Source organism: Enterococcus aquimarinus, from assembly GCF_001885765.1.
GTDB classification, from domain to species: Bacteria; Bacillota; Bacilli; order Lactobacillales; family Enterococcaceae; genus Enterococcus_I; species Enterococcus_I aquimarinus.
This window is the reverse complement of record NZ_JXKD01000015.1, coordinates 35,312-51,240: the sequence shown is the minus strand read 5'-3', so window position 1 is coordinate 51,240 and position 15,929 is coordinate 35,312. Positions and strand designations below refer to the sequence as shown.

Annotated in this window: 12 protein-coding genes; 10 read left to right on the top strand and 2 right to left on the bottom strand. The window is 39.9% G+C overall.

Annotated elements, in window-relative coordinates; translation table 11 throughout:
• The first annotated feature begins 113 nt into the window (after nt 1-113).
• The 4 genes from RU93_RS09645 to RU93_RS09630 all read left to right on the top strand — a co-directional run bounded on the left by RU93_RS09645 (nt 114) and on the right by RU93_RS09630 (nt 4,979).
• The gene (locus RU93_RS09645; RefSeq protein ID WP_071875418.1) at nt 114-1,760 is read left to right on the top strand and encodes a putative polysaccharide biosynthesis protein; all 1,647 of its coding nucleotides are present in this window, start codon (nt 114-116) and stop codon (nt 1,758-1,760) included.
• A 123-nt stretch (nt 1,761-1,883) separates the two neighbouring features.
• Nucleotides 1,884-2,600, top strand: a complete 717-nt coding sequence (locus RU93_RS09640; RefSeq protein WP_071875417.1) for a pseudouridine synthase — start codon at nt 1,884-1,886, stop codon at nt 2,598-2,600.
• A 180-nt stretch (nt 2,601-2,780) separates the two neighbouring features.
• Complete coding sequence (locus RU93_RS09635; RefSeq protein WP_245785401.1) at nt 2,781-3,791, top strand: M23 family metallopeptidase; 1,011 nt, start codon at nt 2,781-2,783, stop codon at nt 3,789-3,791.
• A gap of 330 nt (nt 3,792-4,121) precedes the next feature.
• On the top strand, nt 4,122-4,979 hold the full coding sequence (locus RU93_RS09630; RefSeq protein ID WP_071875415.1) for a glycosyltransferase family 8 protein: 858 nt from the start codon (nt 4,122-4,124) through the stop codon (nt 4,977-4,979).
• Nucleotides 4,980-5,074: 95 nt separating this feature from the next.
• Here RU93_RS09630 and RU93_RS09625 read toward each other — a convergent pair whose 3' ends face one another.
• Nucleotides 5,075-5,929, bottom strand: coding sequence for an RluA family pseudouridine synthase (locus tag RU93_RS09625; protein WP_071875414.1), 855 nt, complete (start codon nt 5,927-5,929; stop codon nt 5,075-5,077).
• A gap of 189 nt (nt 5,930-6,118) precedes the next feature.
• Here RU93_RS09625 and RU93_RS09620 point away from each other — a divergent pair, with 189 nt between their 5' ends.
• The 6 genes from RU93_RS09620 to RU93_RS09595 all read left to right on the top strand — a co-directional run bounded on the left by RU93_RS09620 (nt 6,119) and on the right by RU93_RS09595 (nt 14,667).
• Nucleotides 6,119-8,278, top strand: coding sequence for a PBP1A family penicillin-binding protein (locus RU93_RS09620; protein ID WP_071875413.1), 2,160 nt, complete (start codon nt 6,119-6,121; stop codon nt 8,276-8,278).
• A gap of 66 nt (nt 8,279-8,344) precedes the next feature.
• Entirely contained in the window at nt 8,345-8,689 is a 345-nt protein-coding gene (locus RU93_RS09615) for a YlbF/YmcA family competence regulator (RefSeq protein WP_071875412.1), read from the top strand.
• A gap of 99 nt (nt 8,690-8,788) precedes the next feature.
• Nucleotides 8,789-9,439, top strand: a complete 651-nt coding sequence (locus RU93_RS09610; RefSeq protein ID WP_071875411.1) for a non-canonical purine NTP pyrophosphatase — start codon at nt 8,789-8,791, stop codon at nt 9,437-9,439.
• A gap of 401 nt (nt 9,440-9,840) precedes the next feature.
• On the top strand, nt 9,841-11,058 hold the full coding sequence (locus RU93_RS09605; RefSeq protein WP_071875410.1) for a metallophosphoesterase family protein: 1,218 nt from the start codon (nt 9,841-9,843) through the stop codon (nt 11,056-11,058).
• On the top strand, nt 11,033-13,684 hold the full coding sequence (locus RU93_RS09600; RefSeq protein ID WP_071875409.1) for an ATP-binding protein: 2,652 nt from the start codon (nt 11,033-11,035) through the stop codon (nt 13,682-13,684). The genes RU93_RS09605 and RU93_RS09600 overlap by 26 nt, the downstream gene beginning before the upstream one ends.
• A gap of 41 nt (nt 13,685-13,725) precedes the next feature.
• Nucleotides 13,726-14,667 carry a 3'-5' exoribonuclease YhaM family protein gene (locus tag RU93_RS09595; protein ID WP_071875436.1) on the top strand — a complete coding sequence of 314 codons (942 nt, stop codon included), beginning with the start codon at nt 13,726-13,728 and terminating at the stop codon, nt 14,665-14,667.
• A 213-nt stretch (nt 14,668-14,880) separates the two neighbouring features.
• On the opposite strand, the gene RU93_RS09590 is transcribed toward RU93_RS09595, so the two are convergent.
• Nucleotides 14,881-15,858, bottom strand: a complete 978-nt coding sequence (locus RU93_RS09590; protein ID WP_071875408.1) for a GGDEF domain-containing protein — start codon at nt 15,856-15,858, stop codon at nt 14,881-14,883.
• Nucleotides 15,859-15,929 lie beyond the last annotated feature (71 nt).

Here is a 15,929-nt window from a genome sequence, read left to right as displayed (position 1 = left end):
ATATAGATAATTATAGCATAGTCACTTCTAAACGAAAGAAATAGATTGCGACAAAAGTCTTTAAGCATTAAAATAGAAGGTATGTAAAAAGAAGAAAGTTGGGAAAGAGGCATATGGATCATCAAGAACAGATTCAAAAACCACTGCTAACAAATGAAGAGAAGATGGCCCGGGGTTCTGCGTGGTTAACTGTCGGTAATATTGGCTCGCGACTCATTGGTGTGGTTTACATTATTCCATGGTATTTTTGGTTGGGCGACAATGCGGAAACTGCCAATGCCCTATTTGGGATGGGCTACAATGTCTATGCCTTATTTATCATGATTTCAACGGCAGGAATTCCGGCAGCGATTGCTAAGCAAATCGCTTTTCATAATTCCAGAGGAGAGTATCGAACGAGTCAAAATTTATTAAAACGCGCACTGCAAATCATGTTTATTTTTGGAATTATTAGTGCCACTGTTATGTATCTTGCCTCGCCTGCCTTATCCAAAGCATCAGGTGGCGGAGACGACTTAGTGCCAGCGATGCGTTCATTAAGTGTGGCAATTCTTGTCATTCCCGTAATGAGTGTCTTGCGAGGGTATTTCCAGGGGACTCAAAATGTCGGTCCTTTCGCGATTTCACAGTTAGTGGAACAATTTTTCCGTGTCATTTATATGCTGATGGCAACGTTTATCATTATGCGTTTAGGAAGTGGCGATTACGTTTCGGCGGTAACGCAATCGACTTTTGCGGCATTTATTGGGGCATTAGGTGGTATTGGAGTCTTACTTTACTACTTTAGAAAAGAAAAAGTCAAAATGGCGATTTTAGCGGAGCAAAGTCAAGAACTTGGGAAAATTGATACGGTTGGGATATTGGTTTCAACTGTTAAAGAAGCGATTCCGTTTATTATTGTCGGATCGGCGATTACGATTTTTAAATTAGTCGATCAATTCACTTTTATTCGCATGATGAGTATGTTTACGGAATATACCAATCAAGAACTGCAAAATTTAATGGCGTTATTCAGTGTCAATCCCGATAAATTGACGATGGTCGTGATCGGGCTAGCAACGGCGATGGCTGCCGTCGGATTGCCGTTAATTACGGAATCTTACGCCCAAAAAGATCAACGGAGTTTAACGAAATTAGTAACCAATAATTTACAACTCTACTCGTTTATCATGTTTCCTGCCACTTTTGGTATGGTCTTACTGGCATATCCCTTAAATACCATTTTTTACGGCTATAATGTACTAGGTTCACGCTTATTAATGGTAGCGTGTCTATCCGGTCTAGTGTTAGGATTATTTATGATTTCTGCAACGATGCTGCAAGGGATTTATGAAAACATGTCTGCGATGATATTTTTTGGAATCGGCTTTATCGTTAAATTTTTATTACAAGCCCCGAGTATTTATCTTTTAGAGTCCTATGGTCCGCATTTTTCAACAACGATCGGGCTAGGTGTTGCGTGTTACCTGAATTTGCGCAAATTGCATCAAAAAACGCATTTTAATCGCAGTCTCGTGTTACGGCGGACGCTCCTCATGTTATTGATGACGATTTGTATGATCGTCGTTGCAGCACTTGCGAAAGCTGTTTTTGGATCGTTCTTGAGCGATGAACATAAAATCCAATCCTTTATCTTGGTCATGTTAGTAGCCGGTAGCGGAGGATTTGCGTATCTTTATTTAGGATTGAAAATTCGGATTGCCGATAAACTATTAGGACCTAACATGGTTCGTTTGCGTCATAAATTAAGAATTAAATAAAAAAATAGCTGGGTTGAGACAGTCAGCTACAAGTCCTTCGCTCGTGAACGATTCGAAGATTGACTCGTAGCAAGCAGTCGCAACACAGCTCTTTTTTTGAATAAAAGAGAAGGAGTTAGTCCAATGCGCTTAGATAAATTTTTAGCCGATATGAATTTTGGCTCACGAAAAGAAGTCAAACAGTCAATCAAAAAAGGATATGTGACGGTCAATGGTACTGTTGTGAAATCCGATAAATTTCAGGTTGAGGAACAGAAAGATCTCGTTTTATTTGAGGGAGAAAGAGTCCATTATCAAAAAGATTTTTATTATCTATTGAATAAACCAGGGGGAGTCGTCTCGGCGACAGTCGATAATCACGACGCTACAGTCTTAGATTTATTTGATGATGACACCTTTCGCGAAGACCTTTTTCCGGTTGGTCGTCTCGATAAAGATACTGAAGGATTATTATTGATTATGAATGATGGCCAACTTGCTCATCGTCTCTTGTCACCGAAACATCATGTTGAAAAAGAATATTATGCGGAAGTAGCAGGAATCATGACACCTGAAGATGTGGTTTTATTTAAAGAAGGCCTCACAATTGATGGGGGCGAAGTTTGTCTGCCCGCAGAATTAATGATTGATACTGTCGATGAAGCGGCGAATACGTGCCAAATTCGTTTGATTTTACATGAAGGAAAGTTCCATCAAGTGAAGCGCATGGTGAAAGCCGTGGGGAAAGAAGTAACGTATTTAAAACGCTTGCGCATGGGCGGATTAACCTTGGATGAAACGTTAGCTTTAGGTGAGTTTCGACCCTTAACCCAAGATGAACTCAAGTTACTTAGAAATTAAATCACAAGACCACTGTAATCTAGTTGTCATAGAAAAGGGTTTCATGTTGCAAGATAGCGTCTTTCGTCATCATTTCTCTTTATTTGATATCAACTTGTTGTGGATTTGTTACGCTTTATTCTGCTAATTTATGCTAAAGTAGCGAAGGAATAAATTTAGAGGAGCGTACCACTATTGAAAATGAAGTCTTTTGTTTTACTTGCAGGCTTAGGCTTGCTGTTTTGCTTACCAGACGTTACTCAAGCTACTGAAACGACACCCCAGATTAAGGCCCAAGAATCGACGATTGTTGCCTTAGAAAAACAAGTCACTGAAAACCAAAACCAACAAGTTACCCTTGAAGAAGAAAGTAAGACTTTGAATTCCGAACAAGAAATAATTGAAAAAGAAATCGTTGCACTGAATAACGAACAAGCGCAACTTCAGGAACAATTAATGACAAAAGAAGAACGGCTCCGGGTCGTGGCGGCTATTCAAGGCGTCATGTCAGGCGCGAATCTTTCGGGATATAGCATCAAAAATCATGAAAATGAAATCAAGACGTTAAAAGAAAGAATGGCTACTTTAGAAGCGACAATCGCTGAAAAAGAGACAACTCTTTCTCAACTAGAAGCAGACGTTACCACAAATACAACTGAGAAAGAAACGTTAGTGGAAGAATTTGAAACCTTAACGGAAATGTTAGCGGATGAAAAAGCAACGTTAGAAACATTAAAAGAAGAACAAGCTATTGCGGAAGAAAAAGCCAAAGCAGCGGAAGCGAAGGCGAAACAATTGGCCGATAAATTAGCTGTAACCGGATTTCTTTCTCCCTTAAAAGGAGCATTAAATGTTAGCAGTTCTTTTGGTTATCGAGCGGACCCCACAGGTTATTCGGGTAATATGCATGACGGCATTGATTACACTGGCAATCAAGGTGAGGCGATTTTAGCGGCACGGTATGGCACGGTTGTGGAAGCAGGAAATCATTGGAGTGCAGGGAATTATGCGATTATTCAACACGACAATGGCTACTACACCTACTATATGCATATGACAGATGTTTATGTTACCGTGGGTCAAAGCGTTACCACCTTAGAACAAATTGGCACAATGGGTACGACAGGCAATTCGACTGGCGTTCACTTGCATTTTGGAATCGCAACGGATATTTGGAGTGGTTTTGTTGATCCAGCTAATTTTATTTACTAATTGCCTTTTTTTAAAATTAAAATGAGGGAATACCATATCTATAGACAAAATCAAACATGTTTATCCGAACCTTCACACTACGCCTACGCGGGCGAGTGTGGAGGTTTTTTTATGGCTAAATGGTGAAATTTTATTGGAGATAGATGCTCTTAACTGGTATCGATAATCCTAAAATGAGCACAAACCCTTAGCACAATCAAACGTATGGTAACAATATCGTCGCGTTCTTAACAATAAGAAACAATAATAGTCGTCTAGGAAGACTATCAAAAATAAGAGAAGTTGTTATAATTGAAGTAGGACGATATTTAGTTTAAAGGAAGTGTTAAGATGGAAATAAATTTACTCTTTGCGATTGATCAACGATTTGTTCGTCAGTTGAAGACGACCTTATATTCAATTCAGAAAAACTCAAGTGCTACCACGTATAATGTCTATCTTTTACATCCTGAAGAAACGACATTTGACGAAGAATTAACGGTGTTTTGTCAATTGTTGGGCATGAATTACTATCCTTTGAAGATGGACCGAGCGACACTTTTTGCCCAAGCGCCTGTGACTGAACGCTATCCGGAAATTATTTATTATCGCTTACTTGCGCACCAATTTTTACCGGATCACCTCGAAAAAATCCTCTATCTTGACGCGGATATCTTATGTATTAATGATGTAGTCGAGCTCTATCAAATGGAGATGGGGGATCATCTTTACGCAGCTGCGAGTCATACGCACTTGACGAACGTCACCAATGTGATTAATAAAATTCGTTTAAAAACATACGAAGCAGAAGGTTATTATAATTCAGGTGTGCTATTAATGAACTTAAAACAAATTCGTAAAGTAGTGAAGGCTGAAGATATTTTTACCTTTATTGAGAATAATCGTCTGAATTTACTATTACCGGATCAAGATATTTTGAATGGCTTATATGGAGATCAGTTCATAGCAGTCTCTGACTTTTTATTTAACTACGATGTCCGCAAATCAGCGGTCTATGAAACAACGAGTTTAGGCAAATGGGATGTGAACTATCTAATTGAAGAAACCGTCTTTTTGCATTTTTGTGGAAAATCCAAACCGTGGGACGAAACATACAAAGGAAAATTTGCGACGCTTTATAAACACTATCAACATAAAGCAACGCAACTAGAGAATAACTTAAACGTCACCCGGCAAAAAACGAGATAAACCTCCGCAAAAAAACGTCTTTTAACAATAGTAATCAGGGAATGACTATCTGAACTATTGTAAAAAGGCGTTTTTGCTACGTATAGGAATTGTTTTTACCATAAACCAGGGAGTGCTTGCACCACCATTTTTTCTTTTGTAAAAGGATGAATAAAATGCATTTCAATCGCGTGCAGCATTAGGCGAGGAGCGGGTTTAGATTGATAAAGCGGATCACCGACAAGTGGATGACCAAGACTTGCGAGATGGACCCGGATTTGATGCGTTCGACCGGTATCAAGGACGCAGTAAATTTGGGTAGTATTTTTGAGTGTTTGGGCAATGGTGACATACGTAACAGCTTCTTGTCCATTCCTTGGATCGATGATGCGTTTTCGTCTATCATGACGATCACGGCCGATTGCTTGATGAATGGTACAATCTTTTTTCAGTAAGCCATGAACGACTGCTTGATAACGACGATAAATGCGTTTTTGCTCAAGGAGACGCCCCAGAATTGGTAAAACAAACGGATTTTTGGCAAACAAAATCGCGCCGCTTGTTTCTTTATCTAAGCGATGGACGACGTAGGGACGTTGCGCTTTTGGTGCTAAATAAGCCGCAAGATGATTGAGCAGCGTATCGGTTTCGTTCGGTTGGTTAGGATGCGTTTTGCAGCCTGCAGGTTTATTGACAATAATGACATGCTCATCTTCATAGAGAACATCAATGAATTTGGCAAGCCCTAAGTGAATCTCTTGATAAGCATAATCACTTTCTTCTAAATGGAGGGAAATCTGATCGCCTGCCTGAACTTCTTGGTGGAACATGGCGACTTCGCCGTTGCATTTGACATCTTTTCTAGTGCGTAGAAAATGTCTGACTTTGCGTGGAACAAGCCACTCTTTTTCTAATAGCTCACGAATAGTCATTGTTTTTTGGGTATGAGGTAAAGTGATGGTAAAATCCATGTTTGACAGGCTCCTTTGATTCATTTCACGCTTATTATAACAGATTTAAAGCTTTCTTAATGAAAAAAACCATTCTTTTTAACGCATGGATGGTAAAATAGGGAGACTTTTCAGAAAAAGTACAACTTTCGCCCTAGGAAAGACGGTAAAGGGTCTGCTAAACTAGGGGTTGAATGAGGAGGAGTGCCAATGGATTTTAGAGCAATCATACAAAAAATCAAGGAACACTTGATTCGTTTTTGGCAATGGATCAAGCCCTATCTAAAACAGTTTTCCCAGTGGCTATCAAGAGTCTGGAAGAAATATCATCTGACAAAAATTATTATTTTAATGGCGTTAACAGGAATTTTAGTGACTAGCACTTATTTATTTTACGTAGCGAAAACGACAAATGTCGCCGATTTATCTTCTGGTCTGAAAGAATCGACTATTATTTATGATCGAAATGGCGAGGAAGCCGGCCAATTTCGTGCTGAGAAAAGTAATAGTTATGTCGATTTAACGGAGATTTCGCCTTATGTGGTTGAGGCATTGATTGCCACAGAAGATCGACGTTTTTATGAACATCATGGCTTTGACTTAAAAGGAATTGCACGGGCGGCGTCACGCCTATTGATTAATCGCAGTACAGCTGGCGGTGGGGGGAGTACGATCACCCAACAGCTTGCTAAAAATGCCTATCTGACGCTTGATCAAACATTTACCCGTAAAGCCAAAGAACTTTTTCTTGCAATTGAAATTGAAAAGCAATATAGCAAAGATGAAATTTTAGCAATGTACCTCAATAATTCTTATTTTGGGAATGGGGTATGGGGGATTCAAGATGCCTCTAAAAAATATTTTGGTGTGGATGCAATTGATTTGTCAGTCGGACAAGCCGCAACCTTAGTTGGATTGTTAAAAGGACCTTCGATTTATAATCCGATTGATGACTTAGAAGCCGCAACCAACCGTCGAGATACGGTGTTAAGTGTGATGGCTGAAACAGGCAAAATCACCCCAGAACAAGCCACTGAACAACAGCAAGTGGCACTGGGCGATCAACTTTATGATGCCTACAATCCAGAAGGTTCAGGCTATCAGTATCCGTATTATTTTGATGCGGTCATCGATGAGGCTGTGCGTCTATATGGACTCGATGGAGATGACGTCATGAAGCGAGGATATAAAATCTATACGGCGCTGGATCAAAATTATCAAAGCAATATGCAAGAACTCTATGCGCAAGACGGATATTTCCCACCAAATAGTTCGACCGGTGAGATTGTCCAATCGGCTTCTGTTGCGCTCGATCCAAACACGGGCGGCATTCAAGGGCTAATTGGCCGACGTGGTGAGTATACATTCCGTGGCTTCAACTTCGCTATTAGCATGCAACGCTCGCCCGGCTCAACCATTAAACCAATTAGTGTTTACGCACCCGCTTTAGAAGCGGGATATAAACCGGATAGTATTCTAAAGGATGAGCCACAATCGTATTATGAGGCGAAAAACTTTGATGGGACCTATCAAGGGGAAGTCCCAATGTATGAAGCCGTGGCGCAAAGCTTGAATTTACCAGCCGTCTGGTTGCTAAACGAAATTGGATTAAACAAAGGATTTAATAAAGCAAAAGAATTTGGCTTACCACTAACGGAAGCAGATAAATATTATGGTTTAGCGCTTGGCGGACTCGAACATGGAACATCGCCTGCGGTTATGGCCAGTGCTTATGGTGTTTTTGCAAATGGCGGCACACTCTATTCGCCTCACTTAATTACAAAAATTATTGATTCAACGGGTGCGGTTATTGTGGACAAAACCCAACCTAAAGGGAAACGAGTGATTTCCAAAGAAACGAGTGAAGAAATGACAAGTATGCTTTTGGGAACTTTTTCAAATGGAACAGGGATGAGTGCTAATCCTTATAATTATACAATTGCCGGAAAAACCGGTACGACAGAGAGTAGTTATGATACGACGAAAAGTAATGATCAATGGATGATTGCGTATACTCCAGACGTTGTCATCTCGACTTGGATTGGCTTTGAAACGGCGAGTAAGGAAAATGTACTGAGCGGCACCGGTGGCGAAAATATGGGTGCACTCTTTAAAGCGCAAGCGGAAGGTATTTTACCTTACACGTCGCAAACACCCTTTACGGTAGGCAATGCGTACTGGACGGGCGGTCAAGTAGTGGCTGCCGAGGATGCGGTCGATCCTGCCACCAAAAATGAAGAGGTGGAAAAATGGAAAGAAGAAGTGGATGACCTTGCAGAACGAGCGAAAGTTAAAGCCAAAGAAGTCGGTGGCAAAGCGATTGAAAAAGGAAAAGAAGTCTTACGTGAATTAATAGATCTACTCCCTTAAAATAATCGCTTAGAAAGTGAAAGCATGGTACAATTAGGAAGTAAATAATTTCTAGGAGGAAATAATATGTCATCAAATTTATATGATACAGCAAACCAATTAGAACGTGAGATTCGTCAAGACGAAGCCTTCCAAACGTTAAGTGCATCGTTTAATCGTTTAAAACAAAATGAAGAGGCTTATGGGATTTTCAAAGAGTTTCAAGCTTTCCAACAAGAAATGCACCAAAAAATGATGGCTGGCGAAGAAATGACGGATGAAGATGCAGAAAAAGCACAAGCATTAGCGGAAAAAGTGCAAAGCGAACCCGTTATTAGCCATTTAATGCAAACAGAACAAGCCTTCAGCGTTGTTGTAAATGACCTAAATCGAATTATCATGAACCCTTTAAGAGAACTATACGAAGGATAATCGTAATAAAAAATAAAGCAACTGAAAGAAGATCCTTCTTTCAGTTGCTTTTGTCTGTAAAGAGACGAGAAATGACCAAAAGAAGAGGTGAGGATCACAATGAAAATATTATTTGCTACAACCAATCAAGCAAAAGTTCGTTATTATGCGACACGTTTGCAAGAAAAAGGATTTGATATTGTCACATTATCAGACTTAGGGATTACGCAAGAAGTTGAAGAGACAGGGAAAACCCCGACAGAAAATGCGATCATCAAAGCGACGAGTTATGCTCAGCAAGCACAAATTCCCACGATAGCGATAGATGAAGGCGTATATTTGAATGGGTTATCACCTGAGCAACAACCTGGTGTCCATGTCAGACGAGTGAACGGCCGACGCTTAAACGATCAGGAAATGATCGAGCATTATCTTCACTTAGTCGAAAAATATGGCGAAAATGGCCAATTGACTGGCTATTTTAAAAAAGGAATCGCGGTGGCTACCGGAAATTCAATGACGACTTTTGAAAATGATTCCCCCCGTCTGTTTGTGAATCGACAAAGTGAAATCATCGATGAGGGCTATCCGCTAGCGTCGATTCAAATCGTTGCGCCCGTTAATAAATTCAAATCTGAACTAACGAGAGAAGAAGAAGCCATTACGATGGATATCGAACAGCAGCCGATTTTTGATTTTTTATCGCAAGTATTAGAAGAAATCAGAGAATCGATTGAAACAGTACAAAAAGAAAAAAGCCAAAGCGACTGAAAATCAATAAACCGATTTTCGTCTCTTTTTTCTTTTTTCTCAAGTCAAAGCGCTTTTTGTAACAACCTCTGATAGGAAACGGTGTTAAAAAGCTGACTCTCGGAAAAAAAGCCAAAGCGACTGAAAATCAATAAACCGATTTTCGTCTCTTTTTTCTTTTTTTCTCGAGTCACAGCGCTTTTTGTAACAACCTCTGATAGGAAACGGTGTTAAAAAAACTGACTCTCGGAAAAAAAGTCAAAGCGACTGAAAATCAACGAACCGATTTTCGTCTCTTTTTTCTTTTTTCTCAAGTCAAAGCGCTTTTTATAACAACCTCTGATTACCGAACAAACTTTCGTGTTCGTCTGGCTTTTTTTTGCTGAAATGGTAAAATATAAGGAAAAAGAGGAGGTTTTTTCATGTTACGATTTATCCATTGTGCGGACTTACATTTGGACCGCTCCTTTGAAGGCCTCTATTTAATGAATGAGTCTGTCGATGAATTACTTGAAATAAACGAGAAAGTGCTAGAATCTATCGTATCCGTGGCAATTCAAGAGGCAGTCGATTTTGTCCTTCTTGTCGGAGACACGTTTCACCAAAATCGTCCGAGTTTAAAAACACAACATCAATTTTTCACTCAAATGAGTCGGCTTGAAGTCGCCCATATTCCGATTTATTTGAGTTTTGGCAATCATGATTATTATGAAGAAGCACGTTATTGGTTTGATTTCCCCAAAAATGTTCATCTGTTTACGGAAGAAACAGTCCAAACGATCACAGGTGAAACGAAACAAGGTGTTTCTTATTGTATTAGTGGTTTTAGTTATCAAAAACCTTGGCTAGACGAATCGAAAGTGGCGCAATTTCCAAGACGTCAAGGGACCTATCATATCGGCATGTATCATGGAGATCCACAAGGCGAACACTACGCCCCGTTTGTCGTCCAAGAAATGAAACAAAAAGGTTATGATTATTGGGCATTAGGTCATATTCATGTGGCAACGGCGTTATCAACGCAACCACCGATTATCTATCCGGGGACACCCCAAGGTCATACGCAAAAAGAAAAAGAAACGCCGGGTATTCTATTGGTGACACTGACGCAAGGGGAAGCAACGTGGGAAGCGATCCCTGTTCATCAGTTATCGTGGCAAGAAATCACACTTTCGCTGGCTGGCGTCTCCAACCAAAGAATGGCGTTGGAAAAAATTCAGCGTCTCTTTACGGTCTCTCAAAAAGCACTGATTCGCCTCGTTTTGAGTGAAACCGCTGATTTACCCAAAAATTGGTTAAATGCAAAAGAAAAAAAGGAATTAATTGCTTATTTAAATCATGAGTTGCAACTGCAGGGCTTTGCGCAACGAATCTATCAAATGGAAGAAATTCAGGTCGTTTTTGAGCAACAAGTTCAGTTGAATGCGAGTCCGGCTTTAAAACGAGCGCTGTTCCAACAGTATCAAGACGCCGATGTCTTTCGTGAAGTGATGGCGGAACTCTTGCAACACCCAATTGCGAGTAAAGTGATGAAGATGGAAGCTTTTCAGCAAGGTGTCTTTGAAGTAGCAAGTAAAGAAATCGAACAAGAATACGTTTGGAAAGGGTCTGACAATGAAACTGATTCGAGCAGAGATTAGTGGCTTCGGTCATTACCGTCAAAAAATAATTGATTTTTCTGCAGGAAATCAATTATTTTTTGGTGAAAACGAGACGGGAAAATCAACTTTATACCATTTTATTCAAACGATGTTATTTGGTTTTGCGAAAAAAAGTGCCAAAAAACGTGATTATCGGCCTAGTGATGGGGCGGCGTTTGGAGGCAAACTTTGGATCTGGCATCCGCTTTATGGCGAGATTTTGATTGAACGATTCCGTCAACTCAATCGTGGAAAAGCGAAGATTCAAATGGGAGATGTCGTAGGGGATGAAGCTTTTTTAAATGAGATCCTTGCCCCTTTAACGTTAGAAACGTTCCAAGAAGTCTTTACGTTCCAACAAGAACAATTATCAGAGCTCGATCGTTTACAAGAAAAGGAGTTACATGAAGCCTTAATTTCTTTAGGAATTAGTGGTAGTGCGCAAGTGATGAACCAAATGCAACAATATGAAAAGAATAATCACCAAATGTATAAGTTGAAAGGCCAAAAATTACCACTCAACCAAAAGTTAAAACAGTGGCAAAAACTCAAGGAAACGATTCACCAGAAAGAGCAACAAGAAGCCCAAGTGCAACAAGCCTATCAAAAACTGGCTTACTATGAGACGCAAGCACAAACAAGTAACCGACAAGCACAAATCTTACAACAACGAAGTCAATTGTTAGAGCAACAACAACTGCATTGGCCGCTTTACGAGGAATGGTGTGAGCTAGAAAACGTCAAAGAATCAGGGGTATCAGAAGAAAAAACACGTAAATTGCAACAATTTCATCAACGATACCAACAACTTTCAGAAGAAATTCAAAATAAAGAAGCCGAACTTGCGCAATTAGAAAGTGGTCAAACTTCAGAAAGATATTTCTTTTATCTCGATCAAGAAGCTAATATTCAACAAATCTTACGAGAGAAAGTAACGGTCAGTCGTTTACTGGATGACAATCAACGCGTCAATGCTCAAATACAACAAATCCGTCAAGAACTCGCAGCGCTCCAACAAAAACGTGGTTGGCGTCAACTCCCGGAAAAAAGTGATCCGACTATTCCAGCAGTGATTCATCAGATACAAGCAGATGAGGCTCAATTAAAGGAAGAAAGCTTACGATTCAATTGGCTAAATGAACAACTTGCGAGTCTGGAAACCGAGATTACAACGCTCGAAAAACAAACGCCGCAGTTATTTGCACCGAAAAAGTCGGGTGCTTTGCGACTCGCTTTACTAGTCGGTAGCGTAGGAGCTTTTGCTGCAGCCTTTTTATGGAGTGGACCTATCCAAGGTCTATTCATTGCCTTAGGTATTGGGATAGCTTTAGCCGGTATTTATTTGCAAGTTCAACAAATAAAAGTCAAACAAAGCAAGCCACTTTGGCAAGAGAAGATGCAGAAAAAGAACGAATGGCTCGATAATCGAGAACAGCAAGAACAACAAATTCACCAATTAAAACAGCAAGTTGCGCAGCGCAAAAAAGAATTACAACCTTTTTTTGGTCAAGAGTTAGAAACCGCGAAGTGGCTCCAATTAGTCGATGAATATAACCGTGAAGTGGCGTTGTATGAAGCCCATTTGCAGCAGTTAGCCACGCTAAAGCCCAAAGAAAGTGAGAATCAACAACAGTTCGCGCTGTATGAGGAACTGTTTTCTGACTTTTATGATTGGTTGCCGCTAGAAAATAAAAATCTCAATGAAAAAATGACGTGTTTAGAAGATTTTCATATAGAGATGCAAGCCATCAAGATGGAACGTTTGCAACAACCAAGCACGCTCCTTGCCCAACAATTACGTCGCCTAAAGACAAATCGAGAAGAATTATTTGTGACTTATGAAGGATTGCTTGCGGAATTTGGGTTAACCCATCCGACTGAAATTCCTTTATGGAGTAAACAGTGGGCTGCAAAAGAAAAACAGCTCGCTCGTAAGAAAGAACTCAGCGAATTACTATCGCCGTTATTTAAAAAGAAAATAACGAAAAATGAATTAGCCGAGGAAAAACAACGCATCAAAGAGCAGCAAGAAGAACTTTATGCGGCTTTGAGTTTGGACTTGGAAGAAAAACAACGACTCCAATTACAGTTAGAGCAATTGCAAAGTGATGGCACGCTCGATCATTGTTACCAACAAGAAATGGAATTGAGAAGTGAAATCGAAGAAGGAATGATTCTTTGGGGGAAAAACCGTCTGTTAAGTACTTTCCTAGCTGATTTGGCAACAGCCTTATCCGATCAACAATTGCCTCAATTACTCCAGCAAGCCTCGCATTATTTTTCCTTGTTAACCAATCAATCTTACCAGCAAGTAAAATTAGACGAAGGCATCCTCACCGTTGTTGCGAGCAACGGTACCCAACCGATTTATCAATTATCGACAGGTACGAAAGATCAACTGATTATGGCATTACGTTTTGCCTACTTAGCCTTACAACAGGAAAAAATTCTTTCTCCCGTCATCATTGATGATGGATGGTTGCATTATGATGGAACACGCAAACGCCAATTGGCACGTTTATTAGCGGAATTTGGTCAAGACTATCAAATCATTTGTTTGTCTTCCGACCAAGAAATGGTAAGCTATTATCAAGAGTGTCAGCAAGCGGTAAAAATGATGGAATAAAGGATGTGACGAATGTTTTTGTTTTGGCAAAAACAAAAGATATGAAGAAAATACGTGAATTAGTAGTCGATGAAGAGTTTCAAATGTACACTTTAATCAAAAATGCCGATATTCGCAAAGCTAAAAATGGTAAGACGTTTATCGCGTTTACCTTTCAAGATACTTCAGGTACGATTGACGGCAAGTTTTGGGATGCTTCTGAAGAAGAAGTCGAGCGTTTCCAGGCAGGGCGAGTGGTGATGTTAAGTGGCAAACGTGAGCTCTATCAAGGGACGCCCCAAGTGAAAATTATGCAACTACGATTAGCAACGGAAGAAGCCGCGGATCCAACACTTTATATGGAACGAGCACCGATTAAAAAAGAAGCGATGGAAGCTGAAATTAGCCAGACGTTGTTTGAAATTACCAATCCACATTGGAACCGGATTGTTCGTTATTTATTAACAAAATACCAAAAAGAATTCTTTGAATATCCAGCAGCTAAGCGCAATCATCACGCCTATGCGAGTGGTCTGGCACATCATACAACGACCATGTTGCGTTTAGGTAAGGCAATCGTGAGTGAGTACCCAGAACTGAATGCTTCGCTCCTTTATGCAGGGATTATTTTACATGATCTCGGGAAAGTAATTGAACTTAGTGGAGCAATGACGACGGAATATACGTTAATTGGGAACCTCGTAGGACATTTGGTCGTGGTGGATGAAGAAATTACGAAAGCTTGTCTCGCTTTAAAAATTGATGATACAGTAGAAGATGTCGTGATTTTGCGACACATGGTCTTATCCCACCACGGTTTATTAGAATATGGTTCACCGGTACGACCGCGTCTTTTAGAAGCAGAAATCTTGCACCAAATTGATAATCTCGATGCTTCCATGCAAATGATGTTAACCTCTATTCGCCAAACAACACCAGGGGAATATACGGATCGGATTTTTGGTATGGATAATCGTAGTTTTTATGTCCCAAAAGATGTTTAATAGCTAAGGTACATACTTGTTGACGTGCGGACAATGATTTTAATTGGGAAAAACGATTGTTTGAATGCCATAAATTGTTAGTAGTTCATGACTTTACTAAAAAATATTAAGCTAATCTTAGACGAAAAACCGTATTCTCTTTATTCAAACGAATAAAGGAAATACGGTTTTTTTACGGCTAATGTTCTAAAACGTGCTACTTGAAATCAAGAATTACGAAGCAATCACAATTTGACTACGGCCATTTTTTTTCGCTAAATAGAGTCTTTCATCTGCAAGTGCAATCATTTTTCGGATATCTGTGGCTTCGCTACTCGTTGCAACGCCACCACTGATTGAAGGATTTAAGCCTGATAGGAAAGGCTTGTTGACAAATTCGCTTTGTATTCGACTCGCAATATTGAGTGCTTGTTCCTTACTTGTATCCGGTAGCGCAATCAGAAATTCATCGCCACCATAGCGTCCAGTAATATCAGAATAACGACAAGCATTTGCAATGGCAGCTCCCATTTGACTGATGGCATAATCGCCCATTAAATGCCCATGTGTGTCATTAATGTTTTTGAAACAATCGATATCGATAATGATTAACGTATAGCTACCTTTTGTTTGGCGGGTCTTTTGGTCAAGGAGATTGAGTTGTCTTTCTAACTCGTAGCGCGAATATAATTGTGTTAAATGATCGTATTGCGCCTGATTCTGCCAGTAACGAGCTTTTTGAATTTCTTCTTGCAGACTACATTCACTTTCAGTTACGTCAAAAACGATCCCTGAGAGAAAGAGTGGTTTCTGATTGGCGTCTCGTTGCGTGATTTTACCACGATCATAAAAAACTTTCCAAGAGCCGTCTTTGGCTAGAATTCGATATTTGACTTCCCAGACGGGCGTTTCACCTTGTAAGTGTGCTCGCATTTGTTCCATAACATGTTCGTAGTCTTCAGGATGGATTTTTTGCGTGAAAAATTCAAACCCGACATCTTCAGGTAAATCTTCATTCTTGTATCCAATAGCTTCAGCCTTTAAAGGATTAAAGGTGACTTGGTTTTCGGGATAGTCCCAATACCAATGTCCAAGATTGCCCATCCAAGGGTAATGCGTGAAGTCCTCTTTAAATAGTTGTTCGGATAATTCTTTGTTCAAGCGTTTTAAAGCAGCATTTTCTTTTAAGAGTGTTTTGTATAACTCTTCCATTCTATGGGCCTCCTCAGAATCATGATTTAAAGGATATTCGTTTTTTCGCCATCTTCTCTGTTACTTCTTCC

What these genes read in the sequence shown, in the direction of transcription:
- RU93_RS09620 (WP_071875413.1), top strand. Translation starts at nt 6,119, where the DNA reads ATGGATTTTAGAGCAATCATACAAAAAATCAAGGAACACTTGATTCGT.
- RU93_RS09630 (WP_071875415.1), top strand. Translation starts at nt 4,122, where the DNA reads ATGGAAATAAATTTACTCTTTGCGATTGATCAACGATTTGTTCGTCAG.
- RU93_RS09600 (WP_071875409.1), top strand. Translation starts at nt 11,033, where the DNA reads ATGAAACTGATTCGAGCAGAGATTAGTGGCTTCGGTCATTACCGTCAA.
- RU93_RS09625 (WP_071875414.1), bottom strand. Translation starts at nt 5,929, where the DNA reads ATGGATTTTACCATCACTTTACCTCATACCCAAAAAACAATGACTATT.
- RU93_RS09635 (WP_245785401.1), top strand. Translation starts at nt 2,781, where the DNA reads ATGAAGTCTTTTGTTTTACTTGCAGGCTTAGGCTTGCTGTTTTGCTTA.
- RU93_RS09590 (WP_071875408.1), bottom strand. Translation starts at nt 15,858, where the DNA reads ATGGAAGAGTTATACAAAACACTCTTAAAAGAAAATGCTGCTTTAAAA.
- RU93_RS09645 (WP_071875418.1), top strand. Translation starts at nt 114, where the DNA reads ATGGATCATCAAGAACAGATTCAAAAACCACTGCTAACAAATGAAGAG.
- RU93_RS09615 (WP_071875412.1), top strand. Translation starts at nt 8,345, where the DNA reads ATGTCATCAAATTTATATGATACAGCAAACCAATTAGAACGTGAGATT.
- RU93_RS09605 (WP_071875410.1), top strand. Translation starts at nt 9,841, where the DNA reads ATGTTACGATTTATCCATTGTGCGGACTTACATTTGGACCGCTCCTTT.
- RU93_RS09595 (WP_071875436.1), top strand. Translation starts at nt 13,726, where the DNA reads ATGAAGAAAATACGTGAATTAGTAGTCGATGAAGAGTTTCAAATGTAC.
- RU93_RS09610 (WP_071875411.1), top strand. Translation starts at nt 8,789, where the DNA reads ATGAAAATATTATTTGCTACAACCAATCAAGCAAAAGTTCGTTATTAT.
- RU93_RS09640 (WP_071875417.1), top strand. Translation starts at nt 1,884, where the DNA reads ATGCGCTTAGATAAATTTTTAGCCGATATGAATTTTGGCTCACGAAAA.